Annotated in this window: 24 protein-coding genes; 18 read left to right on the top strand and 6 right to left on the bottom strand. The window is 67.2% G+C overall.

The genetic code is table 11. The features are described from left to right. From JF542_RS13300 to JF542_RS13250, 11 genes are read left to right on the top strand one after another with little or no spacing between them, the layout of a single operon-like run. On the top strand, positions 1-2127 hold the full coding sequence (locus JF542_RS13300; protein WP_207076197.1) for a type VI secretion system Vgr family protein: 2127 nt from the start codon (positions 1-3) through the stop codon (positions 2125-2127). A 1-nt stretch (position 2128) separates the two neighbouring features. After that, complete coding sequence (locus JF542_RS13295; RefSeq protein ID WP_207076196.1) at positions 2129-2743, top strand: DUF6931 family protein; 615 nt, start codon at positions 2129-2131, stop codon at positions 2741-2743. Continuing rightward, positions 2740-3030, top strand: a complete 291-nt coding sequence (locus tag JF542_RS13290; protein ID WP_207076195.1) for a PAAR domain-containing protein — start codon at positions 2740-2742, stop codon at positions 3028-3030. Before JF542_RS13295 ends, JF542_RS13290 begins: the two co-directional genes overlap by 4 nt. Before the next feature lie 3 nt (positions 3031-3033). Beyond that, positions 3034-4395: a type VI secretion system-associated FHA domain protein TagH gene (gene tagH / locus JF542_RS13285; RefSeq protein WP_207076194.1), complete on the top strand. Its 1362-nt coding sequence runs from the start codon at positions 3034-3036 to the stop codon at positions 4393-4395. 11 nt (positions 4396-4406) lie between these two features. Further along, positions 4407-4844 (top strand): type VI secretion system lipoprotein TssJ, encoded by a 438-nt coding sequence (gene tssJ, locus JF542_RS13280; RefSeq protein WP_207076193.1) that lies wholly within the window; start codon positions 4407-4409, stop codon positions 4842-4844. 35 nt (positions 4845-4879) lie between these two features. Then, positions 4880-6214 (top strand): type VI secretion system baseplate subunit TssK, encoded by a 1335-nt coding sequence (gene tssK / locus JF542_RS13275; protein ID WP_207076192.1) that lies wholly within the window; start codon positions 4880-4882, stop codon positions 6212-6214. A 25-nt stretch (positions 6215-6239) separates the two neighbouring features. Then, a complete protein-coding gene (gene tssL / locus JF542_RS13270) occupies positions 6240-7631 on the top strand; it encodes a type VI secretion system protein TssL, long form (RefSeq protein ID WP_207076191.1) in 1392 nt (463 codons plus the stop codon). A gap of 3 nt (positions 7632-7634) precedes the next feature. Next, a complete protein-coding gene (tssM, locus tag JF542_RS13265; protein WP_207076190.1) occupies positions 7635-11216 on the top strand; it encodes a type VI secretion system membrane subunit TssM in 3582 nt (1193 codons plus the stop codon). Next, a complete protein-coding gene (tagF, locus tag JF542_RS13260; RefSeq protein ID WP_207076189.1) occupies positions 11216-11911 on the top strand; it encodes a type VI secretion system-associated protein TagF in 696 nt (231 codons plus the stop codon). Before tssM ends, tagF begins: the two co-directional genes overlap by 1 nt. Next, positions 11908-12636 carry a PP2C family protein-serine/threonine phosphatase gene (locus JF542_RS13255; RefSeq protein WP_207076187.1) on the top strand — a complete coding sequence of 243 codons (729 nt, stop codon included), beginning with the start codon at positions 11908-11910 and terminating at the stop codon, positions 12634-12636. The genes tagF and JF542_RS13255 overlap by 4 nt, the downstream gene beginning before the upstream one ends. Positions 12637-12639: 3 nt before the next feature. Beyond that, positions 12640-13662 carry a hypothetical protein gene (locus JF542_RS13250; protein WP_207076185.1) on the top strand — a complete coding sequence of 341 codons (1023 nt, stop codon included), beginning with the start codon at positions 12640-12642 and terminating at the stop codon, positions 13660-13662. An 87-nt stretch (positions 13663-13749) separates the two neighbouring features. On the opposite strand, the gene JF542_RS13245 is transcribed toward JF542_RS13250, so the two are convergent. From JF542_RS13245 to JF542_RS13230, 4 genes are all read right to left on the bottom strand, one after another. Next, positions 13750-14595, bottom strand: a complete 846-nt coding sequence (locus tag JF542_RS13245) for a M15 family metallopeptidase (protein ID WP_207076184.1) — start codon at positions 14593-14595, stop codon at positions 13750-13752. A gap of 107 nt (positions 14596-14702) precedes the next feature. Next, entirely contained in the window at positions 14703-16220 is a 1518-nt protein-coding gene (locus tag JF542_RS13240; RefSeq protein ID WP_224887504.1) for a bifunctional AfsR/SARP family transcriptional regulator/alpha/beta hydrolase, read from the bottom strand. A 281-nt stretch (positions 16221-16501) separates the two neighbouring features. Next, positions 16502-16669, bottom strand: a complete 168-nt coding sequence (locus JF542_RS13235) for a hypothetical protein (protein WP_154657516.1) — start codon at positions 16667-16669, stop codon at positions 16502-16504. A 183-nt stretch (positions 16670-16852) separates the two neighbouring features. Beyond that, positions 16853-17374 carry a CBS domain-containing protein gene (locus JF542_RS13230; RefSeq protein WP_007796384.1) on the bottom strand — a complete coding sequence of 174 codons (522 nt, stop codon included), beginning with the start codon at positions 17372-17374 and terminating at the stop codon, positions 16853-16855. 80 nt (positions 17375-17454) lie between these two features. On the opposite strand from JF542_RS13230, the gene JF542_RS13225 reads away from it, so the two are divergent. Further along, positions 17455-17637, top strand: a complete 183-nt coding sequence (locus tag JF542_RS13225; protein WP_007796380.1) for a hypothetical protein — start codon at positions 17455-17457, stop codon at positions 17635-17637. A gap of 165 nt (positions 17638-17802) precedes the next feature. Here the strand turns inward: JF542_RS13225 and nqrM are convergent, their stop codons facing one another. Both nqrM and JF542_RS13215 read right to left on the bottom strand, forming a co-directional pair. Continuing rightward, on the bottom strand, positions 17803-18042 hold the full coding sequence (gene nqrM / locus JF542_RS13220; protein WP_007796378.1) for a (Na+)-NQR maturation NqrM: 240 nt from the start codon (positions 18040-18042) through the stop codon (positions 17803-17805). Between the two features lie 75 nt (positions 18043-18117). Then, positions 18118-19107, bottom strand: a complete 990-nt coding sequence (locus JF542_RS13215) for an FAD:protein FMN transferase (protein WP_207076182.1) — start codon at positions 19105-19107, stop codon at positions 18118-18120. Between the two features lie 209 nt (positions 19108-19316). Between JF542_RS13215 and JF542_RS13210 the strand changes: the two genes are divergently transcribed. From JF542_RS13210 to nqrF, 6 genes are read left to right on the top strand one after another with little or no spacing between them, the layout of a single operon-like run. Beyond that, positions 19317-20660 (top strand): Na(+)-translocating NADH-quinone reductase subunit A, encoded by a 1344-nt coding sequence (locus JF542_RS13210; protein WP_207076181.1) that lies wholly within the window; start codon positions 19317-19319, stop codon positions 20658-20660. Between the two features lie 4 nt (positions 20661-20664). Continuing rightward, positions 20665-21864 carry an NADH:ubiquinone reductase (Na(+)-transporting) subunit B gene (locus JF542_RS13205; RefSeq protein WP_007796369.1) on the top strand — a complete coding sequence of 400 codons (1200 nt, stop codon included), beginning with the start codon at positions 20665-20667 and terminating at the stop codon, positions 21862-21864. Beyond that, positions 21857-22666 (top strand): Na(+)-translocating NADH-quinone reductase subunit C, encoded by an 810-nt coding sequence (locus JF542_RS13200; protein ID WP_207076179.1) that lies wholly within the window; start codon positions 21857-21859, stop codon positions 22664-22666. The genes JF542_RS13205 and JF542_RS13200 overlap by 8 nt, the downstream gene beginning before the upstream one ends. Further along, on the top strand, positions 22666-23319 hold the full coding sequence (locus JF542_RS13195) for an NADH:ubiquinone reductase (Na(+)-transporting) subunit D (RefSeq protein ID WP_207076178.1): 654 nt from the start codon (positions 22666-22668) through the stop codon (positions 23317-23319). The genes JF542_RS13200 and JF542_RS13195 overlap by 1 nt, the downstream gene beginning before the upstream one ends. After that, positions 23319-23927, top strand: a complete 609-nt coding sequence (gene nqrE, locus JF542_RS13190; protein WP_207076177.1) for an NADH:ubiquinone reductase (Na(+)-transporting) subunit E — start codon at positions 23319-23321, stop codon at positions 23925-23927. Before JF542_RS13195 ends, nqrE begins: the two co-directional genes overlap by 1 nt. Before the next feature lie 19 nt (positions 23928-23946). Next, on the top strand, positions 23947-25170 hold the full coding sequence (gene nqrF / locus JF542_RS13185) for an NADH:ubiquinone reductase (Na(+)-transporting) subunit F (protein ID WP_007796349.1): 1224 nt from the start codon (positions 23947-23949) through the stop codon (positions 25168-25170). The last annotated feature ends 297 nt before the right edge of the window (positions 25171-25467 follow it).

Genomic DNA, 25467 nt, shown 5'->3' with positions numbered 1-25467 from the left:
ATGGCACAGGACACCGTTCTCGAGGGCCGGCAGGTCCGCCTGACGCTCCCGGGCAAGCTCAAGGGCTTCCTGATGCGCGCCCAGGTCGACGAGGGGCTGAGCCGCCTGACAGAGACCACCATCGAGTTCATGTCGCCCGACATCGACCTCGACCTGCAGAAGCTGGTGGGCGAGCGCCTGCCGCTCGAGATCGACTCCCCGAAGGACAAGACCCGCTATTTCCAGGGCCGCTGCACCGCCGCCGAATACCTTGGCTCCCATGCCGGGCGCGGCTATTTCCGCGCCACCGTGCGGCCATGGCTGTGGTTCCTGACCCGCAGCGCCAATTGCCGGATCTTCCAAGACAAATCCGTGATCGACGTGATCAAGGAGGTGTTCTCGCAGCACGGCTTCTCGGATTTCCGCGACCGCACCAAGCACGCCTATCCCAAGCGCGGCTACTGCGTGCAGTACCGCGAAAGCGACTACGCCTTCCTGTGCCGGCTGATGGAGGAGGAAGGGATCTATTTCTACCACGATCACGAGAAATCGAAGGAGGTCCTGATCCTTGCCGACGAGGCCAGCGCCCACCGCGCCATCGAGGATCACGCCGAGATCGATTTCTACTTCCGCGCCCCCGATTACCGGCGCCGCGACGACCACGTCTTCGACTGGCGCGGCGGAGAAAGCATCCAGACCGGCCGCGTCACGCTGCAGGACTACGATTTCGAAAAGCCCAAGTCGGACCTCAGGACCGTCAAGGCGCTGCCGCATGGCAAGCACGCTTTCAAGTCCTACGAGATCTACGACTATCCCGGCCGCCACGTCGACACCCGCACCGGCGAGCATCACGCCCGCGTCCGCATCGAGGGGCTTGCCGCGCAGGCCCAGCGCTCGACCGGCGCCTGCAACGTGCGCCAGATGAGCGCCGGGGCGAAGTTCAAGCTCAAGGAGCATCCGCGCAAGTCCGAGAACGCCGAGTACTTGGTGATCTCGGCCCGCCATCAGATGCAGATCGACGCCGATATCGAGGATCGCGAGATGGTCGAGGCCATCCTCGGCCCGCTGCTCGATTTCGACCGAACGACCAGCCCCGACACCTATCGCTGCCTGTTCGAGGTGCAGCCGGTCTCGGTGCCCTACCGCGCGCCGCAGTTGACGCCGCGCCCCGAGCATCCCGGCGTGCAGACCGCCGTGGTCGTGGGCAAGAAGGGCGAGGAGATCTGGACCGACCGCCATGGTCGCGTGAAGGTGCAGTTTCACTGGGACCGCGAAGGCCGCCGCGACGACAGCGCCTCGTGCTGGATCCGCACCTCGGTGCCGTGGAGCGGCAAGGGCTGGGGCATGGTCGCGGTGCCGCGCATCGGCCAGGAAGTCGTGGTGCAGTTCGAGGAAGGCGATCTCGACCGTCCGCTGATCACCGGCATGGTCTACAATGGCGACACCGATCCGCCCTATGCCCTGCCCGGCAACCAGACCCAGACCGGGCTGAAGACCAACAGCTCCAAGGGCGGCGGCGGCTTCAGCGAGTTGATCTTCGAGGACAAGAAGGACGCCGAGTTCGTCCGCCTCCAGTCCGAGCGCGACTTCAGGCAGATCGTCAAGAACAACGCCGAGATCACCGTCGGGCTCGAGCACAAGACGGGCGGCACCTTCACCCAGACCATCCACGGCGACAAGACCGAGACCATCCGCGAGGGCGACCACGCCTTCACCGTCGCCAAGGGCAAGGAAACCGTCGAGATCGCCAAGGCACGCGCCACCAAGGTGGGCGCCGATGACAGCCTCAAGGTCGATGGCGACCAGTCGCTCGACGTGACCGGCGGCAAGAAAGACGCCATCGGGCAGGGCTACGAGATCGACGTGGGCGCCGCGCTCGAGATCTCGGCCAAGTCGAAGATCGTGCTGAAATGCGGCGGCTCGAAGATCGAAATGACGCCCTCCAAGGTCACCGTCTCCTCGGCTCAGGTCGAGGTGAAGGCCAGTGCGACCGGCAAGTTCACCGCCGGCGGCCAGCTCAAGATGGAGGCCAAGGGACAGGCGGCGCTGAAGGGCGCCGGGATGCTGAAGCTCGAGGGCGGCGGCATGACGCAACTGAAATCCTCCGGGCTGCTCCTCGCCAAGGGCGCCCTCACGATGATCAACTGACATGACAGCCCCCGCCCATACCGACCGCTTCACCGGTCTGCGCAAGCTGCCCGACGCGCCTGCCGCCCGCATCCTCGCCGCCGGCAACGCGGTGCTGCAGACGCCGCTCGACATTCCGGCCTCCGCCTCGGTGCCCGAAACGCTCGCCGCGCTCGAGACCGAAGGCACGCTGATCGACATGTTGCAGGTGCTGGCCCACGCCCTGCCCGCGCGCGAAGCCACCTGGCTCGCCTGCCTCGCCGCGCGCGAGACGGTGGCCGAGGGGGCTCTGATGCCCGCCCCGCTGCGCGCCGCCGAGGCCTGGGTGTTCAAGCCCGGCCCCGAGACCCGCGCGGCAGCCCGCGCCGCGCTCGATGCGGCCGGAAACGAGGACGACACCGCGCTCTGCGCCATGGCCGCCTCGATGGCCGACGGCACGCTCGGCCCCGGCGAGCTCGAGGATTACGCCGCCCCGCCGGGCGCGGTGGGCGGGGCCGCCTTCGGGATGCTGCTGACGGCGCTGTTTCACGAAGAGGACAAGGTCGAGACCCGCGGGCCCGAGCTGCTCGCCCGGGCGCTCGACATCGCCCGCGGCGGCAACGGTACACCCGCCGCGACCGAGGAGATCACGCCATGACCCTGCCCGCCGCCCGCGTCACCGACACCCATGTTTGCCCGATGGTCACCGGCATCATCCCGCATGTGGGCGGGCCCATCGTGGTGCCCTGCCCGACGGTGCTGATCGGCAAGCTGCCCGCTGCCACGGCGACCGCGATGGCGGTCTGCATCGGCCCGCCGGACATGATCGCCAAGGGCTCGAGCAAGGTGCTCACCGGCAAGAAGCCTCAGGCGCGGCTGTCGGACACCTGCGCCCATGGCGGCGCGGTGGTGATGGGCTGCCCGACGGTTCTGGTGGGAGGATAAGCGATGAGCCTGATGCTGCGACTGACAAGCTCCGGCCCGCTGCCCGACGGGCGTGACCGCGTCGAGATGCGCGACGGCGCGCTGACCATCGGGCGCGGCGAGGAGAACGACCTCTCGCTGCCCGATCCAGACCGGACGCTGTCGAAGCGCCATTGCGTGCTCGAAGAGCGCGGCGGCGACTACGTGCTGCGCGACCTGAGCACCAACGGCACCTTCCTCAACTACGGCACGGAGCGCATCGGCGAGATCCCGGCGCCGCTGAGCCATGGCGACGTGATCCAGATCGGCAGCTTCGAGCTGGTGGTGGAGCTCGCAGGCGCTGCCAGCGCGCCCGAGGCCCCGCTGCCGCCCGCAGAGGACAGCCTGCTGATGCCGCCCCAGCCCGGTCAGGCCGAGGACGTCTCGCACGATCCGCTCGGCGGCTCGGATGACGATTTCCTCGACGCGCTGCTCGGCGCGCCGGCCGAGCCGGACGCCCAGCGCCCGGCGATCCCCGAGGATCCCTTCGCCGCCGAGCCGATGCCCACGGGCGACACCCCGCCCGAGGCATGGCCCGCTCCGGGCGCCAGCGCGCCCGATCACAGCCCCGCGGCGCAGGATCACTACACCGCGCCCGAGGTTCTCTCAGGCCAGATCCCCGACGACTGGGACGACCTCTTCGCCCCCGAACCGCCCGCAGCCCCCCTGCAGGAGCCCGAGCCTGCACCCGCACCGCAGCCGGCCCCAATGCCGTCTCCCGATCAGGCCGCTTCGACGCCCGTCCAGCCAAGCCCGGCAACCGGCACTCCGGACGCCGCGCTGCGCGCCTTCCTCAACGGTGCCGGCGCCGCGCATCTCGCCATCCCCGAGGCCGAGATGACCGAGACCATGGCCCGTCTGGGCCGCGTCTTCGCCGCCATGACCAGCGGCATGCGCGAGATCCTGATGACCCGTGCCGCTATCAAGAGCGAGATGCGGATGGACCGCACGATGATCAACAACGGCGGCAACAACCCCCTGAAGTTCTCGATCTCGCCCGAGCAGGCGGTCGAGGCGATGATCCGCCCCACCGTGCGCGGCTATCTCGACGCCGAGGCGGCCACGCAGGAGGCGTTGGGCGACATCCGCGCCCATGAGGTCGCGATGATGGCGGGCATGGAAGCGGCGCTGAAGGCGCTGCTGGCCCGGCTCGGCCCCGACCAGCTTGCCTCGCGGATCGAGCAGAGCAGCTCGCTCGGCGGCCTGCTGGGCGGCAAGAAGGCCCGCTACTGGGAGGCCTACGAGAAGATGTACGCCCAGATCGCCCGCGAGACCGAGGACGACTTCCAGTCGACCTTCGGCCGCGAATTCGCCCGCGCCTACCAGGATCAACTCCGCAAACTCTGAAAGGACAGACCATGTTCAAGCTCGTCTCCCTCTTCGCCGCGCTCTGCCTCGCGCTCTCGGCTTGCGTCACCACCCCCGAGCCCGCCAGCACCGGCGTGCAGCTCAACATCACCGGGGCCGCAGACATGAATGGCGGCCTGCCGACGCAGGTGAAGGTCTATTACCTCGCCTCCGACGCCAGCTTCCGCTCGGGCGATTTCTTCGCGCTGTTCAACGAGCCCGAGGTAACGCTGGGCTCCGATCTCGTCGCGGTCGACGACTTCCAGCTCGTGCCGGGCCGCAGCGTCGGCGACAGCCGCAGCTTCGCGCAGGCGCCGGGCGCCATCGGCGTGGTCGCGGCGTTCCGCGACATCGACGGCAGCCGCTTCCTCGCGAGCCGCGCGCTGATCCCCGACAGCCCCAATGCCGTCACCATCACCGTCGGCGCCAACACCGTCTCGATCCGCTGATCGCGACCCACGAAGCACAAGGAAGGATCGCCACCGTGTCCTGGGATAACAAGGTCGTCTGGCAGGAGGGGATGTTCCTCCAGCCCCATCACTTCCAGCAGCACGACCGCTATGTCGAAGCGCTGGTCTCCGGGGTGGCAGGAGCGCTCACCCCCTATGGCTGGGGCGTGACCGAGCTGTCGCTCGACCAGGAGCTGCTCAAGCTCGGCAAGCTGGCGGTGAAATCCTGCTCTGGCCTCACCCCCGACGGCGCCGCCTTCCGGGTGCCCGAGGCCGATGCCCAGCCGCCGGCGCTCGACGCGCCCGAGAGCGCCAAGAACACGGTGGTCTACCTGGCGATCCCGGCGCGCCGGCATGGTGCCACGGAGGTCGACCTGAGCGGCGCGGCGCAATCGGCGGCGCGCTATCGCCCCGAGGAGATCGAGGTCACCGACAGCATGGGCCGCGATGCCCGTGCGGTGCAGATGGCGGTGGGCAAGCTGCGCATGACTCTGGCGCTCGATCTCGACGACCTGTCGGACCAGCTGGTGATCCCGGTGGCGCGCATCATCGAGGTGCGCCCCGACCGCGAGGTGGTGCTCGACCGGGCCTTCATCCCCTCGGCGCTGGATGCCCGCTCCGCCGGCCCGCTGCACGATTTCCTGCGCGAGCTCGAGGGCCTTCTGAGCCACCGCGCCGAGGCGCTGGCGGGGCGTCTGAACCAGACCGGCGCGGCCAAGGGCGTGGCCGAGATCTCGGATTTCCTGCTGCTGATGTGCGTGAACCGCACCCTGCCGCAGATCCGCCACCTGATGACCCTGCGCAACGCCCACCCGCAGGCGATCTTCCAGAGCCTCACCGCGCTTGCCGGAGAGCTGGCGACACTGATGACGCCGGAAAAGCGCGCGCCGGAGTTTCCGGCCTACGCCCATGACGACCTGACCAACGTGTTCCAGCCGGTGTTCCGCGCCCTGCGCCAGTATCTCAGCGCGGTGCTCGAGCAGAACGCCGTGGCGATCCCCATCGAGCCGCGCAAGTACGGCGTCTCGGTGGCGATGATCTCGGACAAGCGGCTGCTCGGCTCGGCCAATTTCGTGCTCGCCGCCAAGGCCGCGGTGCCCCCCGAGAGCGTGCGCCGTCATTTCCCGACCCAGGCCAAGATGGGCCCGGTCGAAGAGATCCGGCAGCTGGTCAACTCGGCCCTGCCGGGGATCGGGCTGCGGCCCCTGCCGGTGGCCCCGCGCCAAGTGCCCTACCACGCCGGCGTGGTCTATTTCGAACTCGACCGCGACAGCGCCCACTGGAAGCAGATGGCGCGCTCCGGCGGCCTCGCCGTGCATGTCTCCGGCGACTTCCCCGACCTTGAAATGGAGCTGTGGGCGATCCGCTGACGCGGCCCCCTTGAGGAGCGATGCCATGACCCGCGACGACCCTTTCGCAGAACCCTCGGACACCGAGAAGACCATCGTGCGCCCCAATCCCGGCGGACGCCGGCCTGCGGTGCCGCCGCACATGCCACCGCCGCAGGGCGCGCAGCCACAGCCGCAGCCCGCCCCGCAGCCGATGCCGGCCCCGGCACCTAGGCCGTCCCGGGAGGCCCCAGCCACGCCGGTGGGTGCCGCGACGACCGGGATGAACCCGCTCAACGCCGCCGCCTCGACACTGTTCTCGCTGGTCGCCCGTATCCGCAACCGGGCGCAGCATTCCGACCCGGCGGCGCTGCGCGAGAGCGTCATCGCCGAGATCCGCAGCTTCGAGGACGCGGCCCTCAAGGCCGGTGTCCCGGCCCAGACCGTGCGTGTGGCGCGCTACGCGATCTGCGCCACGCTCGACGACGTGGTGCTCAACACGCCCTGGGGCGGGCGCAGCATCTGGGCCCAGCGCAGCATGGTCGGGACCTTCCACAAGGAGACCCATGGCGGCGATCGCGTCTATGACCTGCTGTCGCGGCTCGAGGCGGCACCCGCCGCCAATCTCGACCTGCTGGAGTTCCTCTACATGTGCCTCAGCCTTGGCTTCGAGGGCCGGCTGCGGGTCGAGCCGCGCGGCGCCGAGAAGCACCTCGCCATCCGCGACGGGCTGGCGCGGCTCATCCGCACCCATCGCGGCCAGGTCGAGCGCGATCTCTCGCCGCGCTGGAGGGGCGTTTCCGTGGCGCACCGGCTGCTTTCGGCCTGGACCCCGGTCTGGCTGGCGGGCGGGCTCACGCTGCTGGGGGTCTGCGCCGCCTTCGCCGGCTTCTCCTTCGCGCTCAATGGCTCGACCGAGGCGCTGCGCGGCCAGATCGCCGCGCTCGACGTCGCGGGGCCGGTGACGCTCGACCGCCCGGCCCCGCCGCCGCCGCCCGCGCCCCCCGCGCCGCGCGAAGTCGAGACCGCCGAGAGCGTCACCACCTTCCTTCAGCCCGAGATCGACGAGGGGCTGGTGACAGTGGAAAGCTCTGGCAACACGCTCACCGTGCAGATCTCGGGGGCCAACATGTTCGCCCCCGCCTCCGACACGCTCGAGCCGCGCTTTGCCGAGGTGGTGGACCGCGTCGCAGGTGCCCTGAACGAGGAAGGCGGGCAGATCATTGTCGCCGGCCATTCCGACAACATCCCGATCAACACCGCGCGTTTCCCCTCGAACCTCGCGCTGTCGCTGGCGCGGGCCAAGTTCGTGATGGAGCGGATTTCGCAGACGCTGGTCGACAGCTCGCGGATCAGCGCCGAGGGCCGCGCCGACCGCGAACCCATCGCCTCGAACGACACGCCCGAGGGGCGCGCCAAGAACCGTCGCATCGAAGTCATTCTCGTGAAGGCAGGCTGACCCATGACCCGCAGAATTCTCTCCAAGCTCTTCAGCCCGATCGGCGTGCTGATCCTGTTCAGCCTCGCCCTCGCCGCGGCCACCTGGTATCTCGGCCCGATGGTCTCGATCGGCAATGTGAGACCCTTTGACCGGCAGTCGAACCGGCTGATCGCGCTGGCCGGCATCACCGCCGCCACCATCATCGCGATCCTGATCATGCTGCTGCGCCGCCGCGCGCGAGAGCAGGCGATGACCGAGGCGATCACCGACGTCGGCACCGCGGGGACCGACGCCCGCGACGCCGCCGTCGAGGCCGAGCTCTCCGAGCTGCGGCAGCGCATGAGCGACGCGCTGGGGATGCTGCGCAAGTCGAAGCTCGGCGGGCGCTTCGGCTCGCGCCATCTCTATCAGCTGCCGTGGTATATCGTCATCGGCCCCCCGGGCGCCGGCAAGACCACGGCCATCGTCAATTCCGGGCTCAAATTCCCGCTCGCCGATCATCTCGGCAAGGGTGCCATCGGCGGCATCGGCGGCACGCGCAACTGCGACTGGTGGTTCACCAACGAGGCGGTGCTGCTCGACACGGCCGGGCGCTACACCACGCAGGACAGCGATGCCGAGGCCGACGCCCGCGCCTGGGGCGGTTTTCTCGAGATGCTCAAGAAGCACCGCCGGCGGCAGCCGATCAACGGCGCGGTGGTGGCGATCAGCCTCTCGGACCTGTCGCTGCAGGACGAGGCCGAGCGCCGCGCCCATGCCAAGGCGGTCCGCACCCGCCTGCGCGAGCTGCGCGAGCGGCTGGGCGTGCGCTTTCCGGTCTACGTGCTGTTCACCAAGGCCGACCTGATCGCCGGCTTTCAGGAGTATTTCGACACGCTCGGCAGCGAGGAGCGCGAGCAGGTCTGGGGCTTCACCCTGCCGCATCAAAAGGGCGCCGCGGGCGACCCGATGGCGGGCTTCGGCCCCGAGTTCGACGCGCTTCTGGCGCAGCTCTCGAACCGCAGCCTCGAGCGGATGCAGGCCGAGACCGATTACCAGCGCCGCAGCCTGATCGCGGGCTTCCCCTCGCAGGTCGCCTCGCTGCGCGGCGTGGCCGAGAGCTTTCTCGGCGACATTTTCCAGGAGAGCCGTTTCGAGGACGGCCAGCTCCTGCGCGGGGTCTATTTCACCTCCGGCACGCAGGAAGGCACGCCGATCGACCGCCTGATGATGGGCATGGCGCGCACCTTCGGCATCGGCCGGCAGGCCATCGGCACCGGCAAGGGACAGGGGCGGAGCTACTTCCTCACACGTCTGCTGAACGGCGTGATCTTCCCCGAGTCGGGGCTGGTTTCGGCCGATGACAAGGTCGAGCGGCGCTATCGCTGGGTGCGCGGTGGCGCGGTGGCGGCCAGCGTGCTGCTCTTCGGCGGCACCGCGGCGGTGCTGTCGAACAGCTTCCTCGGCAACCGCCAGCTCATCTCGGATACCAGCGCCCAGCTTGGCAGTTTCCGCACCATCACCGCCGACATCCCGCGCGACACCGTGGCCGACGCCGACCTGCCGTCCGTGGTGCCGGCGCTCAACATCCTGCGCGAGTTGCCGGGCAACCCCTCGGCCAGCGATCCCGAGCCGCCGGTCGAACTGACCTTCGGGCTCTACCAGGGCGACGCCATAGGGACCGAAAGCGCCCAGAGCTATCGCGGCGCGCTCAACACCCTGCTGCTGCCGCGCCTGCTGTTCCGGCTCGAAGAGCAGATGCAGGCCAGCCTCAACGACCCCGACCTGCTCTTCGAGGCGCTCAAGGTCTACCTGATGCTGGGGCTGCAGGGGCAGATGGACGAGCAGAGCGTGAAACAGTGGATGCAGATCGACTGGGGCCTGGCCTTCCCGAACGATCCCGCGCTGCAGGACGATCTGATGGACCACCTCGGCGCGATGCTGACCCAGCCGATGCAGGAGATTGCCCTCAACGGCCCGCTTGTCGAGCAGATCCAGGGCCTGCTGGCCGAAACGCCGCTGGCCGAGCGCATCTACCAGAGCATCATCACCGCCCCGGCAGCGCGCGAGCTCGACCAGTTCCGCATCACCGATATCGGCGGGCCAGCGGTGTCGCGGGTGATCCTGCGCCCCTCGGGCAAGCCGCTCAGCGCCGGGGTCGAGGGGGTGTTCACACGCGACGGCTTCTACGGCTACATCCTGCCCGAGCTGACGCAGGTGTCCGAGCGCGCCCGGTTCGAGAACCTCGTGCTCGGTGACCGCGCCGAGGAGGTCACGCCGGCCGTGCTCGACCGGCTGGGCCGCGACGTGCTGGCGCTCTACGAGAACGATTACGTCACCCGCTACGACCAGCTTCTGGGCGATCTCGACGTGATCCCGATGGAGAGCCTCGGGCAGGCAACAGAGGTCATCAACATCCTTTCCGGCCCGACCTCGCCGATCCGCAACATCCTCGAGGCGGTGTCCGACGAGACCCGGCTCACCGAGCTGCCCGAAAGCGCCCAGCTTGCCGAAGACGCCGCCGGCGCGGCGGTCGGTCTGGTGCAGGGCGAAGTGCTCTCGGCGCTCAATTCGCAGGGCTCGGCCATCGCCGAAGCGCTGGCCTCGGTGGCGCCGCAGGATACAGAGGGCGAGGAACGCCGCCCCGGCCAGTTCGTCGAGGACCGCTTCCGCCCGCTGCACGATCTGACCGCCCGGTTCGACGGTGCGCCGTCGCAACTTGATGATGTCATCGGCACGATGAACGCGGTGTTCGGCGATCTCAACCGCCTGTCGCTGGGCCAGAGCACCGGCACCGCCATCGCGGGACAGGGCGCCGGCGCGGCGGCCGAGCTGCAGGCCGGGCTGGCGCGGCTGCCGAACCCGCTGCAACGCTGGGCCTCGCAGGTGGTCGAGGGCTCCTCGGGCGCTGCGGTGGGCGGCGCGCGGGCCGAGCTCAACGCCAAGTGGCAGGCGCAGGTGCTGCCGGTCTGCCGCCAGACCATCGACGGGCGCTATCCCTTCGCCCGGCAGGCGCAGGCCGATGTGACGCTGCAGGATTTCTCCCGGCTCTTCGCGCCGCAGGGGCTGATCGACACGTTCTTCAGGGAGAACCTCGCCCCCTTCGTCGACCAGACCAGCAACCCGTGGCGGCTGAAGCGGGTGAACGGCGTCGATATCGGCATCTCGGATGCGGTGGTGGCGCAATTCCAGCGCGCCTCCGAGATACAGGACAGCTTCTTCCTTGCCCCGGGCCGCCCCTCGATCACCTTCGACGTGACGCCGGTGGCGCTCGATCCCAATGTCGAGCGGGTGACGCTCGAGGTCGAGGGCGAGAGCCTGATCTATGCCCATGGCCCCCCGCAGGTCACCCCGATGACATGGCCCGGCCAGGGCGGCCGCACCCGGGTGAGCTTTGCCCCCAACAGCCCCGACCGCGAGAACGCCATCCAGCGCGACGGCCCGTGGGCGTGGTTCCGGCTGCTCGACACCGCCGAGCTGCGCCGCACCAACGTCTCCGACCGCAACCGGGTAATCTTCAACCTCGGCGGCCGCATCGCGATCTTCCAGCTGCGCGCGGGCTCGGCGCTCAACCCGTTCACCGTCTCGGCACTGTCGAGCTTCTCCTGCCCGGCCTCGCTGTGATGGGAGAGGCGAGGGCATATGGCTATTACGGCAAGGCGCCCTGCCGGGGCGATTTCCTGCGCTGCGGCCTGTCGCCGGGTCTTGTCAGCGCGTGGGATGCAGCGATGCAGGCGCTCATGGTGGCCGGGCGCGAGGCGCTCGGGGACCGCTGGCAGAGCTGCTATCTCGGTGCGCCAATCTGGCGTTTCGCGATCTCGCCCGGGGTGCTCGGCCCGCGCGCCTGTACCGGGATCATGATGCCCAGCGTCGACAAGGTCGGACGCCAGTTCCCGCTCTGCCTCGCCTGCGAGCTGGACAGCAGCGGCTGGGAGGCGTTCTGCGCCTTGTCCCCCCTGTTCGAGCGGCTGGAAGCGGCGGCGCTGGCGATGCTGGAGGACGACGCCACGCCCGACGCGCTCGATACCGCGCTGGCCGCCTTGCCGCCGCCCGCGCCGAAGCGCCCGGCCTGCCAGGCGCGGGTCGGCGACGCCACCGCGCTGGTCAGCCACGGCGGCCCGGACGCGGCGCTCGCCGCCCTCGCCGCCGGCGATCCGGTGGTCCTCTGGCAGACCGAGCACGCCGGAGCCTCGCGGCTTCTGGTCCTCCCGGACCTGCCCCGCTGCCAGGAACAGGCCGCCGCCATCTTCGACATCGACGCCCCGGTCTGGGGACGTCGCGCCTTGCAAAGTACCACGCCAGAAAGGGCCGAGAGATGACCAGAACCACCGAGGCCCCGGCCCTGCCCCATTGCGCGATGACCCACACCGGCCATGTGCGCAAGATCAACGAGGATGCCATTCTCGCCCGCCCCGAGCTTGGTCTCTGGGTCGTCTCGGACGGCATGGGCGGCCACGCCGCCGGCGACTTTGCCAGCCGCACCGTGATCGCCATGCTCGAAGCGCTGCCCGCCGATCTTCCCCCGGCGCAGATCCCCCGCGCCGCCCGAGATGCTTTGCAGCGCGCCCATGCCGGGATCCGCGCCGAGGGGGACCGGCTCGGTCAGGGCACCATCGGCGCGACCGTGGTGCTTCTGGTGATCGCCGAGGGCCATTTCATGTGCCTCTGGGCCGGGGACAGCCGGCTCTACCGCGTGCGCGACGGCCAGATCGAGATGATCAGCGCCGATCACTCGGTCGTGGGCGAGCTGGTCGAGCAGGGCTATCTTGACTGGGACGAGGCCGAGCATCACCCCCATGCCAACCAGATCACCCGCGCCGTGGGCGTGGGCGAGACGCTCGAGATCGACAAGCGCCGCGGCGAGGTTCGGCCCGGCGACCGCTTCCTGCTGTGCTCGGACGGGCTGACCAAATACGCCCGCGCCGAGACCCTGCGCCAGCAGGTCGACGGCGTGCCGCTCGAGTGTGCCGGCGAGACCCTGATGCAGACCGCGCTCGATGGCGGCGCCGCCGACAACGTGTCGCTGATCGTGGTGGAGGCCTGAGCCATGCCGTGTTTCTGCGAGATCCCCGCCAGCGCCGCCCGCAACCGCTTTCAGGTCGGCGCGATCCCGATCCTGCCACCGATCCCGCTGTCGCTGAAGCTGGCCGCGGCGCTGCCGGCACTCGACCCGGAGAACCGGCTCGACCTGCAGATCGCCGCCACGCTCGATCCGATGGTGATGCCCAATCTCGACATGGGCGGCGGCGGGCTGGCCAATATCGCGATGATGCTGTCGCTGATGACCGGCACCTTCGCCATCGACGACCTGCCGCAACTCGAGCTGCAGATGCAGCAAGCGGGCGAGAGCATCACCCGCAATGTCTGGCCCCGGCTCGGCTGGCTCACCCAGCTCAAGATCCAGCCACTGATTGCCTATTCCATCGTGGCCCGGTTGGTGATCGACCTGCGCGAGATGGGGCTTGACCCCTTCCATGCGATGGAGCCGCCCCCCACCCCCTATTTCGACAGCTTCAGCCTCGCCCTGACGCGCCCCCAATTCCGCATGGCGCAGCTGATGGGCGGACTGCCGCAGATCCTGGCGATGAACGCGGCCTTCGACCTGCCGCCGCTGGGCGAACCGGGCTCGATCTCTGGGCTGCAGAACCGGCTGCACGGGCTCGCCAGCCTGACGCCGCCGAGCCTGATCATCCCGATGCCGCTGCTGCAAAAGCTCGCCATGGTGCTCGAGGCGCTGGCCACCATCGAGGAGGCCTTCGGCCCCGACGGGTTCTCGCCCAACACGCTGTCGCGCATCCAGGCGATGCTGCGGCTCTGGGCGAGCTTCAAGATGGGGTTGCCGCTCGGCGCGCTGACGCTGGCCAACAAGCTGGCGATGCTGCCCAGTTTCGAGGACCTGAAGCTCGGCGAGTCGGCGGCGAGCAGCACCGCCCTGGCTGGGCTGGCCTCGTTCTCGCCGCCGCGGCTTGCCATCGCGCCCTTCCTCAACGTGGCGCTGGCGCTGCAAGGCTCGCTGCAGATGGCGCTCGACATGGAGCCGTTCGACATGTGCTCGCTCTGCCCCTGCTGATCGAGGTCGGCGTCACTCCACGCGACGAGACCGGGCCCGCCTTGACGAAAGGTGGGCCCGGTCTTGCAGAAACTCGGCGAGTTGCGCTCAGATCTCGCCCAGCCGCCGCCACTGCTCGAGCTTGTCGCGGCTGACCTCGAAATGCATCGAATCCTCGCGCCCGAAACCTGCTCCCCAGATCCAGCCCTCCTTCTTGAAGAAATCCGCCAGCAGGATGAGCCCGAGCTGGGTCTTGCCGTCGGCGAGGCTGTCGAGCACGCCGTCGATGTTGATGTCGACCGCCAGCCCGTAGGCATGGGCCGAGGCCGCGCTCTGCGCCCCCCGGATACGGCGCACGCAGAGCGAGCCGGCGGTCTTGATGCGGTCGTAGAGCTCGGGCTCGAAGACCTGCACATTGGCAAACACCTGCCGGATCGAGACCAGCGCCGGGCGCACCAGCGTCGCCCGGATCGGGCCGACATCCTCGGTCGAGAGCAGGTCGCGCAGCCTGGGATTGGTGGCGGGCTGGCAATTGTCCGTCAGATCCGGGCGCGGCAGGCCGATCAGCTCGCGCAGGAAAGAGGGCGTGGCATGGCTGAGCCCGTCATTGGCCGAGCGCCGGTCGGCGATCAGCACCACCTGCGCGAAGGCATCCTTGAGCGAATCCGTGGCTTCGGGACTCTCTGCCCGTGGTTCGAGCGGACGCGCCACGCTGGCGAGGTTCAGCGAGGTGCGGCTGTCGAGCGCATCGACCCTCTGGCTCAGCCGAGCGAGCTGATCCGACAGGAACGCCACCTCTTCCTCGAGCGCCGCAGGCGCGGCCTCGGCAGTGGCTGGGGCCGGCCCACGGGGCGCATCGGGCTCGGGCGCGGGGATCAGGGTCTGGGCATAGCGCCATGAGAACGGCGCGGCGGCTATGGCGAGGGCGATCAGCAGGGCACCGAAGAAGCGCATGGGGCGAACCTCTCTGAGACAGGGGACGGGTGATGCCCGTAGGTGCCCCGTGTGGCGCGAAAGGTTCAGCGCAGGCCGGTCGGACGGCCGAAAGGCGTGGTCGCGGCCTAGATGTCGTGTTCCTTCAGGAACTCGCGGATCGCCTCCATGCAGGTCTGCCAAGCGGGCTCATAGCCCACCAGCACGTGGTTGCGGCTGTCGAGCGGCACGAATTGCGCTCCGGGGATCGCCCGCGCGATGTAGCGCCCGTCGCTCACCGGGATGCGCTGGTCTCCGGTCGAGTGCAGCACCAGCGTGGGGGCCTTCACGTCGCCCAGCCGGTGACGCACGTCGATATCGCCGAACGCATCCTGGAAGCGGGCGGCGTTCTCGGGCGAGGTGGTGAGGCGCTGGAATTCGTCGAACCATGCCAGTTCGTCGGGCGAGACGCCGGGCATGAAGGTCTGCGAAAAGATGTGCCGGTAGGCCGGGTTGTCGGTGCCCCAGCCAACCCGTGTCAGATCGCGCACCGCCTCGCGCCGGGCCTTCTCGTCGTCGGTGGTGGTGTGGCGCCAGCCGGCAGCATAGCCGCCGAAGAGGATCAGCCCCGAGACCCGCTCGGGGTGGCGTGCGGCGTATTCGATCGACACCGCCGCGCCCTGCGAGATGCCCAGCAAGGGGAAGCGCTCGAGTTCCAGCCGGTCGGCAACCGCCTCGAGATCCTCCACGAAGGCGTCGAAGCTGAGGTCGTCGGTATCCCAGTCCGACAGGCCGCAGCCGCGCTCGTCATAGCGGATGAAGCTGCGCTCGTGCGCGATGTCGGCAAAGCACTCGCCCCAGATCGGGCTGGTCCAGTCGAACTCCAGATGCGTCAGCCAGTTCGCCGCCTTCAGGAACGGCAGGCCGCTGCCCACCGTGGCATAGGCGATGGTGGTGCCATCGGCCACGTCGCAAAAGCCGATCTTCTGCGCCCGAAGACCGCTCGCGATGCGCGGCGGCTGTCCGGACTGCGGAACGGTTTCGCGCTGGGGGGCCGGGTCAGGCGTTTCGCGCGCGGCCGAAGGATTGGCGGCGTGCCAGAGACGGCGCCATTTCTCGGCAATGGCGGGCGGGTTGGCGGGATGGCTGGCAAGGTGGCGCAGAACCTCGATGCGCAACCCCTCGGCATCGGCGCGCTCGGCGCTGAGCCAGTCGGCAAAGGCCTCTCCCCCGGCCCCGTCGAGCCCGTCGAGCAGGACCTCGTCGAGACGACGGGCCATGGCCTCGAGCGCGTCGAGCGGCAGCGCGTCGAGACCGGACGCAACGTCCTCTCGCATGGCGCGGAGGTCGAGCCGCAGCCCTTCGGTATCGACCGCGACACGTTCCCGGTCGGCCACGATGCGCGGCCGGTCGGGATCGTCGATCACCTTGCGCAGCTTGGTCAGCGACCAGCGCAGCGCGGCACGAGGGTCGTCGGGCAGATCCCAGAACAGCTCGCACAGACGCTCGCGCCGGTGCGGCCGGCCCGTCGCGATCAGAAAGGCCAGAAGCGCCCGCGCTTTGCGCGACGCCGGCAGAGGCAACTCTTCTCCGGCACGAAACACGCGAAGCTCCCCCAGCAGCGAGATGCTGAGCGCCTCTCCGGACTCTTCCGCGTAGTGCTGCACCCTCAAGACCCCGCCGAGACATGCCAATAATAGAGCGAATTTATCAGGTATTCTGGGCGATCTATACGGCGAAATGTCAAGACCTGCCAGAGAGGATGCCGCCAAAAGGCGCTACCGCGATGATTGTTTTTTAGGCGTAGCGGATGACGATTTCTGACTCGCCTGCGCTTGTCTTGGGCGGGGCGCTGCCTTTTTTGCGAGTCGATGGCAGCGAGACAGGCAAAAGGCCCGCCCGACCGTCAGGTCGCGCGGGCCTTGTTCCGGTCCGGCAAAGGCTGCGGTCAGGCGCGGCTCGGCGGAAACGAGACGACGTTCAGCGGATACGGATCGCTTTCGATCTCGGCCAGATCAGTCACCGTGTCGCGCGTCAGGACCCCCGCTCCGAGCACAAGCGCGATGAACGGTGTCGCAATCAGAAGGCCGATTCCGAGGCCGACGATAAAAAGCATCATGTTGAGTTCCTCCCTGAGAGGAACGGTAACACGGATTTATCGTGACACAATGCCGCATCTTTCCGGTTCGGCTTGCAAATTTCGATTTCGCATTCTTGCTGCGTCGCAGCAAAAATCCCGACCCCGAAAGCTGCGGAACCGGGATGCAAATGCTCATGAAACAGGCTGCGGAGCCCGCTGTCAGCCGACGATCAGTTGCTTGAGCTTGAGGGCTTCGTATTCCAGCGCGGTCAGACGGTAATTCACCACGTCGCCGATCGAGATCAGGCCGACCAGCGTGCCCTCTTCCATCACCGGCATGTGGCGGAACCGGCCGTCATTCATGCGCCGCAGCACCACCACGAGCGATTCGTCGGGGCTGCAGGTCTCGACCTCGGGGGTCATCAGCTCTTCAACCCGCTGCGGCAGGGTGCGGCCCGGCGTATCGGCGAGGCGGCGCACGATATCGCGCTCCGACAGAATCCCGACCAGCGCGCCCTGCGGGTCCTTCACGAGAATCGCGCCGATGCGCTTGTCACGCAGGACTTCGACAGCCTTGCCGATGGTCTCCTGCGGCTGGATCCAGACCACCTCGTCGCCCTTGTCGTCGAGCACGTGGCGTACCGTCGCCTCTGCGGCGGACAGGTTCGTGTCGACGGTTTGGCTCATGGTCCGTTCTTGATCGTCGTCGCCGACGGTGTGGGGTTGGTATGATGCAGGCATGGCGTGACCTCCCTTGATCCTGTTTCAGGTTAGTGCAATCAGCTGATCTGTAAACGCGCTTGTTTCAGAGAGGTTGCAGATTGCCCGAGCTCACGCTCACGCCCGCCAGCGCCACAGCACTGTTCGTGATCGCCTGTCTCGCGGGCTATCGCTACCGGACGGTCTGGAAAACCGAAGGCCCGCGCTGGCAGCTCTGGCTGTTCGGAACCGTGGCTGCGGTGCTGCTTCTGGCGCTCGGTCTGCTGCCGATGTCGGAGGGCTGAGGTCTCGCAGGCCCCCTGACGGGGCTTCGCGCAAGACCCGGTGTCGCCGGTCTGCGGGGCACGCGAGCTCCGGACATAAAAAACCCTCGCAGCAGCGTGCGAGGGCATCCGATGGTCCCGTGGGCTCCGATGGTTCCGGAGGCCCTGTGCAGTCGTCCTGAAGACTCAGGCCCGCTCGCGCTCCATCTCTTCGAGCATCTTACGCGCCTTGGGGCAGTGCAGCCGGTCGCGCAGCGGGCTGTCGGGGTCGATCTCCTGTTTGCAGACCACGCAGTGATCCGCGTCGGCAATCGCGTTCAGGCCGCCGCAGCTCCCCTTGATGGTGCGTCCGTTGAGGATGACACCGAGCGCCATGCCCAGCATGACGATCATCAGGAGACCAAAGGCGAGAAGGAACGTCGACACGTCGGACCGACCCTTTCTTGTATCAAAGGCGCCAATATCAGCGCCAAGGCGGCGGCCCGCAGGCCGCCTTCAGGCTCAGGCCTGCAGCGCCTCGAAGCGCGTGCTGGCCGTGGTGGTGAACCCTTTGTCGCCCGCCTTGCCGGCGCGATCAACGAAGAGAACCGCCATCTCACGATCATTTGCGATCTCGAGGCCGCGCTCGGTGCCCAGCACCAGCAGCGCCGTGGCCCAGGCATCGGCCAGCATGGCGTTATCGGTCAGCACGGTCACCGAGGCGGTGGCGTGGGTGACCGGACGGCCGGTGGTGGCATCGATGATGTGCGAGTAGCGCTTGCCATCCTTCTCGAAGAAGTTGCGGTAGTCGCCCGAGGTCGCCATGCCGTGATCCGACAGGCCCACGACCTTCATCACGCCGCGATCGAAGGCTTCCGGCGACTCGATGCCGATCTGCCAGGGCTGGCCATCGGGGTTCTTGCCGGCGGTGTAGAGATCGCCACCGATTTCGACCATGTAGTCAGTGAGACCGAAATCCTTGAGCGCGCTGGCGACCTGGTCAACGCCGAAGCCCTTGCCGATGGCCGAAAGATAGACCTCGGCCTCGGGGCGCAGCTTCTGCAGCGCGCCGTTGCCCACGCGGATCGACTCGCTCTGACCGCAGCAGGCCAGCGCATCAGCGATCTCGTGCGCGCCGGGCTCGTCGTTGCGGGTGCCGTTGGCGCCGAAGCCCCAGAGATCGATCAGCGGTCCGACGGTGACGTCGAAGCGGCCATCGCTGGCAGCGTTCACGTCCTGTGCGGCCTGCATCACGTGGGCCAGCTCGTGCGAGACGCCGAAGCTGTCGGTCGAGCCGGTGGCGTTGAAGCGCGAGATCTCGGAGCCGCTATCCCAGTTGGACATCTGGGTGTTCACCGTGGCAAGTTTCGCCTCGACGGCAGCCTTGAGCTCGGCCTTGTCGATCTGGCGCGAATGATCGACCGCCACGATGGAATAGCTGGTTCCCATGGTCAGCCCGGTCAGTTCGAGGATCGACCATCCCTTCTTGCAGGCTGCCAGGGCGAGAGGCATTGCAAGGAGGCTACGGCGAGAAAGGAGGAGGGGCTTGGTCACGGGGATATCTCCGCTGAAGGCTGCTTCATGTACGACGATGAGATGATGGGCTTCTGAGCGAGTTTCCGGGGCAGTTCAACAATAAATTGGAGAATCGCCTCTGAAGAACTTCCAAAATCCGACACGGGAGCGCATAAGACCGGCAAAAATGGACAGGACGAAACAACGTGCAGCGATATACGTTAAAGAAAGGTCTGGATGTCCCGGTACTGGGGGCACCCGAAGGGGGGATCCAAGACGCCCCCACGGTCCGAACAGTCGCCATCCTCGGAGACGATTACATCGGTCTGAAGCCGCGACTGGCGGTCCAGGAAGGCGATCTCGTGGCCGCCGGTGCGCCCATTCTGGCGCATAAGGACACGCCCACGGTTCAGGTCACCTCCCCGGTTTCCGGACGAATCAAGGCGATCAACCGCGGCGCTCGCCGCAAGCTGGTCAGCGTCGAGATCGAGATCGACCAGAGCGCCGCCGAACCGGTGGATTTCTCCGGTGTCGGCGATCCGCACACGCCCGATGGCGTGGTGGAGCGGCTGTGCGCCGCCGGTCTCTGGACCTCGTTCCGCACCCGTCCCTATTCCAAGGTCCCCGACCCCGAGACCCGTCCCGCGGCGATCTACGTCACCGCGATGGACAGCGAGCCGCTGAGCGGCGACGCGGCAGCGATCATCGCCGAGGAGACCAAGGCCTTCACCCACGGCCTGCAGGCGATGACCCTGCTGACCGAGGGACATGTCTACCTGTGCCAGGACGCGGACAGCGACGTTCCGGGCGGCGGCATGCCGGGCGTCTACGTCGCGGGCTTCTCCGGGCCGCACCCAGCGGGCCTTGCCGGCACGCACATGCACTTCCTCGAGCCGCCTTCGGCCAGCAAGACGGTCTGGAGCATCGGCTACCACGACGTCATCGCGATCGGGAAACTGCTCGACACCGGCACGCTCGACATGTCGCGCACCATCGCGCTCTCGGGCCCGCTCTGCCGCAAGCCGCGTCTGGTGCGCACCATCGCCGGCGCCTCGATGGCCGATCTCTGCCATGACGACCTGCAGACCAAGCTGCCGGTGAGGGTGATCTCGGGCTCGATCCTGAGCGGCCGCATGGGCGACGGCCCGACCTGCTATCTCGGCCGCTACGCGCGCCAGATCACGCTGATCAAGGAAGACCGCGAGCAGAACACGCTCGGCTGGATCCTTCCGATGCCGTCCAAGTATGCCTACCAGCCGGTTCTGGGTTCGGCCTTCAGCAAGAAGCTCTACGCGCTGACCTCGAACCTCAACGGTGGCCGCCGTGCCATGGTGCCGCTGGGCACCTTCGAAGAACTGATGCCGCAGGACTTCCTGCCGACGCAGTTGCTGCGCGCGCTGCTGGTGATGGACACCGACACGGCACAGGCGCTCGGGGCGATGGAGCTGGACGAGGAAGACCTCGCGCTCTGCGGCTTCGCCTGCCCGGCCAAGTATGAATATGGCCTCGCCCTGCGCGACAGCCTCACCAAGATCGAGAAGGAGGGGTAAGGCCGTGGGTCTTCGCAATCTCTTCGACCGGATCGAGCCGGCCTTCCACAAGGGCGGCAGGTTCGAGAAATACTACTCCATCTACGAGATGGTGGAGAGTCTCGTCTACACGCCCAAGACGGTGACCACCGTCGCGCCTCATGCCCGCTCCTACATCGATATGAAGCGGATCATGACCTACGTGGTGCTGGCGACGATCCCGTGCATCCTGTTCGGCCTCTACAACACCGGCCTGCAGACCAACCTCGCGATCGCCGAGTATGGCGCTTCGGGCTGGCGTGCCTGGATCATCGAGACGCTGGGGATCGGCTTCAACCCGGCGAACCCGCTGGCCAACATGCTGCACGGGCTGTTGTATTTCCTGCCGATCTACATCGTCACGCTGGTTGCGGGGGGCATCTTCGAGGTGGTCTTCGCCGTGGTGCGCGGCCACGAGGTGAACGAAGGCTTCCTCGTCAGCTCGATGCTCTACACCCTGATCCTGCCGGCCTCGACCCCGCTGTGGCAGGTCGCGCTTGGCATCATCTTCGGCGTGGTGATCGGCAAGGAAGTCTTCGGCGGCACCGGCAAGAACTTTCTCAACCCCGCACTTGTGGGTCGTGCCTTCCTCTACTTCGCCTACCCGGCGCAGATGTCGGGCGACACGGTCTGGACGCCGGTCGACGGCTTCTCCGGCGCCACCGCGCTCTCGGTCAGCGCCAGCGACGGCTTTGCCGCCCTGCCCGAGCGCGGCATCACCTGGATGGACGCCTTCATCGGCACGATCCAGGGCTGCCTCGGCGAGACCTCGACCATCGCCTGCCTGATCGGCCTCGCCTTCCTGCTGGTGACAAAGATCGCCAACTGGCGTCTCGTCGCCGGCTGTCTGCTCGGCATGATCGCGTTCTCCACGCTGCTCAACCTCATCGGCTCCGACAGCAACCCGATGTTCGCGATGCCGTGGTACTGGCACCTCGTGGTCGGCGGCTACGCCTTCGGCCTCGTCTTCATGGTGACCGAGCCGGTCTCGGCCAGCCACACCAATGCCGGGCGCTGGATCTACGGCGCGCTGATCGGTTTCATGGTGGTGATGATCCGTGTCGTGAACCCGGCCTTCCCGGAAGGCATGATGCTCGCGATCCTTTTCGGCAACGTCTTTGCGCCGCTGATCGACTACTTCGTCGTTCAGGCCAACATCAAACGGAGGGCCAAGCGCAATGCCTGACGCGAATGAGAAAAAAGGCCTCATCCGTCGTTTCCTCGACATGCCCAATGACTCGGTCCCGAAGACCGTGTTCGTTGCGGTGACGCTCTGCCTCGTGGCCTCGATGGTAGTGTCGGCGGCAGCGGTGTCGCTGCGCCCGGTGCAGCAGGCCAACGCGCTGCGTGACAAGCAGTCGAACGTGCTTCAGGTGGCCGGCGTCTACGACCCGAACGTGAGCGTCGCCGAAGCTTTCGAGGCGATGGAACCGCACGTCGTCGACCTGTCGACCGGCGAGTTCACCGACCAGTTCGAGATCGACACGTTCGACGAGCTGGCTGCCACCGGCGACCCGGCGATCATCCGCGCGCTCGACGAGGACCCGGCGGGTCTCGGCGGCTCGATGCAGGCCTATCGCATGGTCTATATCCTGCGCACCGAGGACGGCGGCATCGACAAGGTGATCCTGCCGATCGAGGGCTACGGCCTGTGGTCGACGCTTTACGGCTTCATCGCGCTGGAAGAGAACGGCAATGACATCTTCGGCCTGCAGTTCTACCAGCACGGCGAGACCCCGGGCCTCGGCGCCGAGGTCGACAACCCGCGCTGGAAGGCACTGTGGAACGGCAAGAAGCTGCGCGACGACGATGGCGATCTGCAGATCACTGTCGCCAAGGCGCCGCCCCCGGCCGGCCAGGAATTCTACATCGACGCGCTGGCGGGGGCGACCCTGACCTCGCGCGGGGTTCACAACCTTGTCCGCTTCTGGATGGGTGAGCAGGGCTACGGCCCGTTCCTCGAGCGGCTTAAGGCAGGAGACATCTGATGGCTCAGACACGCAAATCGCAACTTGTCGATCCGCTGATCGACAACAACCCGATCACGCTGCAGGTCCTGGGCATCTGCTCGGCCCTCGCGGTGACCTCGTCGCTGAGCGTGGCTTTCGTGATGGCCATCGCGGTGACGCTGGTGACGGGTTTCTCGTCGCTGTTCATCTCGATGCTGCGCAACCAGATCCCGAGCTCGATCCGGATCATCGTGCAGATGGTGATCATCGCCAGCCTCGTGATCCTCGTCGACCAGGTGCTCAAGGCCTATGCCTACGAGATCTCCAAGACCCTGTCGGTCTTTGTCGGCCTGATCATCACCAACTGCATCGTGATGGGCCGCGCCGAGGCCTTCGCCATGAGCAACCCGCCGGTGGCAAGCTTCATCGACGGCGTCGGCAACGGGCTGGGCTACGGCCTGATCCTGATGCTCGTGGGCTTCATCCGCGAACTTTTCGGGGCCGGCTCGCTGTTCGGCATCACCATCTTCGAAACCGTCAACAACGGCGGCTGGTACGTGCCCAACGGCATGCTGCTGCTGCCGCCCTCGGCGTTCTTCATCATCGGCCTCCTGATCTGGGCGATCCGCTCGTGGAAGCCGAAGCAGGTCGAAGAGCGTGAATTCAAGATCCAGACCGTGGAGGCGCACTGATGGAAGGTCTCGTCTCTCTCGCCGTAAAGGCGATCTTCGTCGAGAACCTGGCGCTGTCCTTCTTCCTCGGCATGTGTACCTTCATCGCCGTGTCGAAGAAGATCTCGACCGCGATGGGTCTCGGCATCTCGGTGATGATCGTGCAGACCATCACCGTGCCCGCCAACAACCTGATCCTGAACTACCTGCTGGCGCCCGGTGCGCTGGCCTGGGCAGGTTTCCCGGACGTGGACCTCACCTTCCTCGGCCTGATCTCCTATATCGGGGTCATCGCCGCGCTGGTGCAGATCCTCGAGATGGTGCTCGATAAGTATTTCCCGCCGCTCTACAACGCGCTGGGTGTGTTCCTGCCGCTGATCACGGTGAACTGCGCCATCCTGGGCGGCTCGCTGTTCATGGTGGAGCGCGCCTACGACTTCCCCGAGGCCCTGACCTACGGCGCCTCGTCGGGCTTCGGCTGGGCGCTGGCGATCACCGCCATGGCCGGTGTGCGCGAGAAGCTGAAATACTCCGACATCCCGGACGGCCTTCAGGGGCTTGGCATCACCTTCATCTCCGCGGGACTGATGGCACTGGCCTTCATGTCCTTCAGCGGCGTGAATCTCTGAGGCGGAGGACAGAACCACTATGCTTACTTTCAGCCTCGGCGTCGTTCTCTTCACCCTGATCGTGGTCGCGCTGGTGACCATCATCATGGCCGCGCGGTCGCGCCTGGTGTCGTCGGGCAACGTCAACATCACCATCAACAACGAAAAGACCATCTCGGTCCCGGCGGGCGGCAAGCTGCTGCAGACGCTGGCGGCCCAGAAGCTCTTCGTCCCCTCCGCCTGCGGCGGCGGCGGCACCTGCGCGCAATGCCGCGTGCGCATCCATTCCGGCGGCGGCTCGATCCTGCCGACCGAGGAGTCGCACATCACCAAGCGCGAGGCCGCCTGCGGCGACCGCCTGTCCTGCCAGGTGGCGGTCAAGCAGGACATGGATATCGAGGTTCCCGAAGAGGTCTTCGGCGTCAAGAAGTGGGAGTGCACCGTGCGCTCCAACGACAACGTCGCGACCTTCATCAAGAACCTCGTGCTGGAGCTTCCGGAGGGCGAGGACGTCAACTTCCGCGCCGGCGGCTACATCCAGATCGAGGCGCCCGCGCACAAGCTCTCCTACAAGGAGTTCGACATCGCCGAGGAGTACCGCCCGGATTGGGACAAGTTCAATCTTTGGCAGTATGAATCGACCGTCGACGAGCCGATCGAGCGCGCCTACTCGATGGCGAACTACCCGGACGAGAAGGGCCTGATCATGCTCAACGTCCGCGTCGCCTCGCCGCCTCCGGGATCCACAGGCATCCCGCCGGGGCAGATGTCGTCCTACATCTTCAACCTCAAGCCCGGCGACAAGGTCACCATTTCCGGCCCGTTCGGCGAGTTCTTCGCCCGCGACACCCAGAAGGAAATGGTCTTCATCGGCGGCGGCGCGGGCATGGCGCCGATGCGCAGCCACATCTTCGACCAGCTCAAGCGGCTCGAGAACCGCGACCGGAAGATCACCTTCTGGTACGGCGCCCGCTCCAAGCGCGAGATGTTCTTCGTCGAGGATTTCGATGCGCTGGCGGCGGAGTTCTCGAACTTCGAGTGGCACGTGGCGCTCTCGGATGCGCTCCCCGAGGACGAGTGGAAGGGCTACACCGGCTTCATCCACAACGTGCTCTACGAGGAGTATCTGAAGAACCACCCGAACCCCGAGGATTGCGAGTTCTACATGTGCGGCCCGCCGATCATGAACCAGTCGGTGATCAACATGCTGCTCGATCTTGGCGTTGATCGCGAAGACATCATGCTCGACGATTTCGGCGGCTGATCCGCGAGATCTGAACGAAACGACAAGGGGGGCCTCGGCCCCCCTTTCGCTTTTCGGCCCCCGGACTGTTCCAGGACGGGACTGTGGCCTGCCCCGCGCGAAATCCCTCACCGTGATGTAGAGTCTGCGCCAACTTTGAAGGAGCAGGCACATGCGAAAGAGCCGTTTCACCGGTTAACAGGCTGCTGAAAAACTCTCGCCTCGACGCCTGACGTGGAACATGATTCACCGTAACCACTACGATGGCGACGGAGTGTGGGATGCGTGGATCAGATCAGGTGACGGGCTCGCTGTTCA

The sequence above is a fragment of the Salipiger bermudensis genome, from assembly GCF_017309175.1.
Lineage (GTDB): Bacteria > Pseudomonadota > Alphaproteobacteria > Rhodobacterales > Rhodobacteraceae > Salipiger > Salipiger bermudensis.
The sequence above is the reverse complement of the archived record's forward strand: the minus strand, read 5'-3'. Positions and strand labels throughout refer to the sequence as shown.

What these genes read in the sequence shown, in the direction of transcription:
- JF542_RS13300 (WP_207076197.1), top strand. Translation starts at nt 1, where the DNA reads ATGGCACAGGACACCGTTCTCGAGGGCCGGCAGGTCCGCCTGACGCTC.
- JF542_RS13295 (WP_207076196.1), top strand. Translation starts at nt 2,129, where the DNA reads ATGACAGCCCCCGCCCATACCGACCGCTTCACCGGTCTGCGCAAGCTG.
- JF542_RS13290 (WP_207076195.1), top strand. Translation starts at nt 2,740, where the DNA reads ATGACCCTGCCCGCCGCCCGCGTCACCGACACCCATGTTTGCCCGATG.
- tagH (WP_207076194.1), top strand. Translation starts at nt 3,034, where the DNA reads ATGAGCCTGATGCTGCGACTGACAAGCTCCGGCCCGCTGCCCGACGGG.
- tssJ (WP_207076193.1), top strand. Translation starts at nt 4,407, where the DNA reads ATGTTCAAGCTCGTCTCCCTCTTCGCCGCGCTCTGCCTCGCGCTCTCG.
- tssL (WP_207076191.1), top strand. Translation starts at nt 6,240, where the DNA reads ATGACCCGCGACGACCCTTTCGCAGAACCCTCGGACACCGAGAAGACC.
- tssM (WP_207076190.1), top strand. Translation starts at nt 7,635, where the DNA reads ATGACCCGCAGAATTCTCTCCAAGCTCTTCAGCCCGATCGGCGTGCTG.
- tagF (WP_207076189.1), top strand. Translation starts at nt 11,216, where the DNA reads ATGGGAGAGGCGAGGGCATATGGCTATTACGGCAAGGCGCCCTGCCGG.
- JF542_RS13255 (WP_207076187.1), top strand. Translation starts at nt 11,908, where the DNA reads ATGACCAGAACCACCGAGGCCCCGGCCCTGCCCCATTGCGCGATGACC.
- JF542_RS13250 (WP_207076185.1), top strand. Translation starts at nt 12,640, where the DNA reads ATGCCGTGTTTCTGCGAGATCCCCGCCAGCGCCGCCCGCAACCGCTTT.
- JF542_RS13245 (WP_207076184.1), bottom strand. Translation starts at nt 14,595, where the DNA reads ATGCGCTTCTTCGGTGCCCTGCTGATCGCCCTCGCCATAGCCGCCGCG.
- JF542_RS13235 (WP_154657516.1), bottom strand. Translation starts at nt 16,669, where the DNA reads ATGCTTTTTATCGTCGGCCTCGGAATCGGCCTTCTGATTGCGACACCG.
- JF542_RS13230 (WP_007796384.1), bottom strand. Translation starts at nt 17,374, where the DNA reads ATGCCTGCATCATACCAACCCCACACCGTCGGCGACGACGATCAAGAA.
- JF542_RS13215 (WP_207076182.1), bottom strand. Translation starts at nt 19,107, where the DNA reads ATGCCTCTCGCCCTGGCAGCCTGCAAGAAGGGATGGTCGATCCTCGAA.
- JF542_RS13200 (WP_207076179.1), top strand. Translation starts at nt 21,857, where the DNA reads ATGCCTGACGCGAATGAGAAAAAAGGCCTCATCCGTCGTTTCCTCGAC.
- JF542_RS13195 (WP_207076178.1), top strand. Translation starts at nt 22,666, where the DNA reads ATGGCTCAGACACGCAAATCGCAACTTGTCGATCCGCTGATCGACAAC.
- nqrE (WP_207076177.1), top strand. Translation starts at nt 23,319, where the DNA reads ATGGAAGGTCTCGTCTCTCTCGCCGTAAAGGCGATCTTCGTCGAGAAC.
- nqrF (WP_007796349.1), top strand. Translation starts at nt 23,947, where the DNA reads ATGCTTACTTTCAGCCTCGGCGTCGTTCTCTTCACCCTGATCGTGGTC.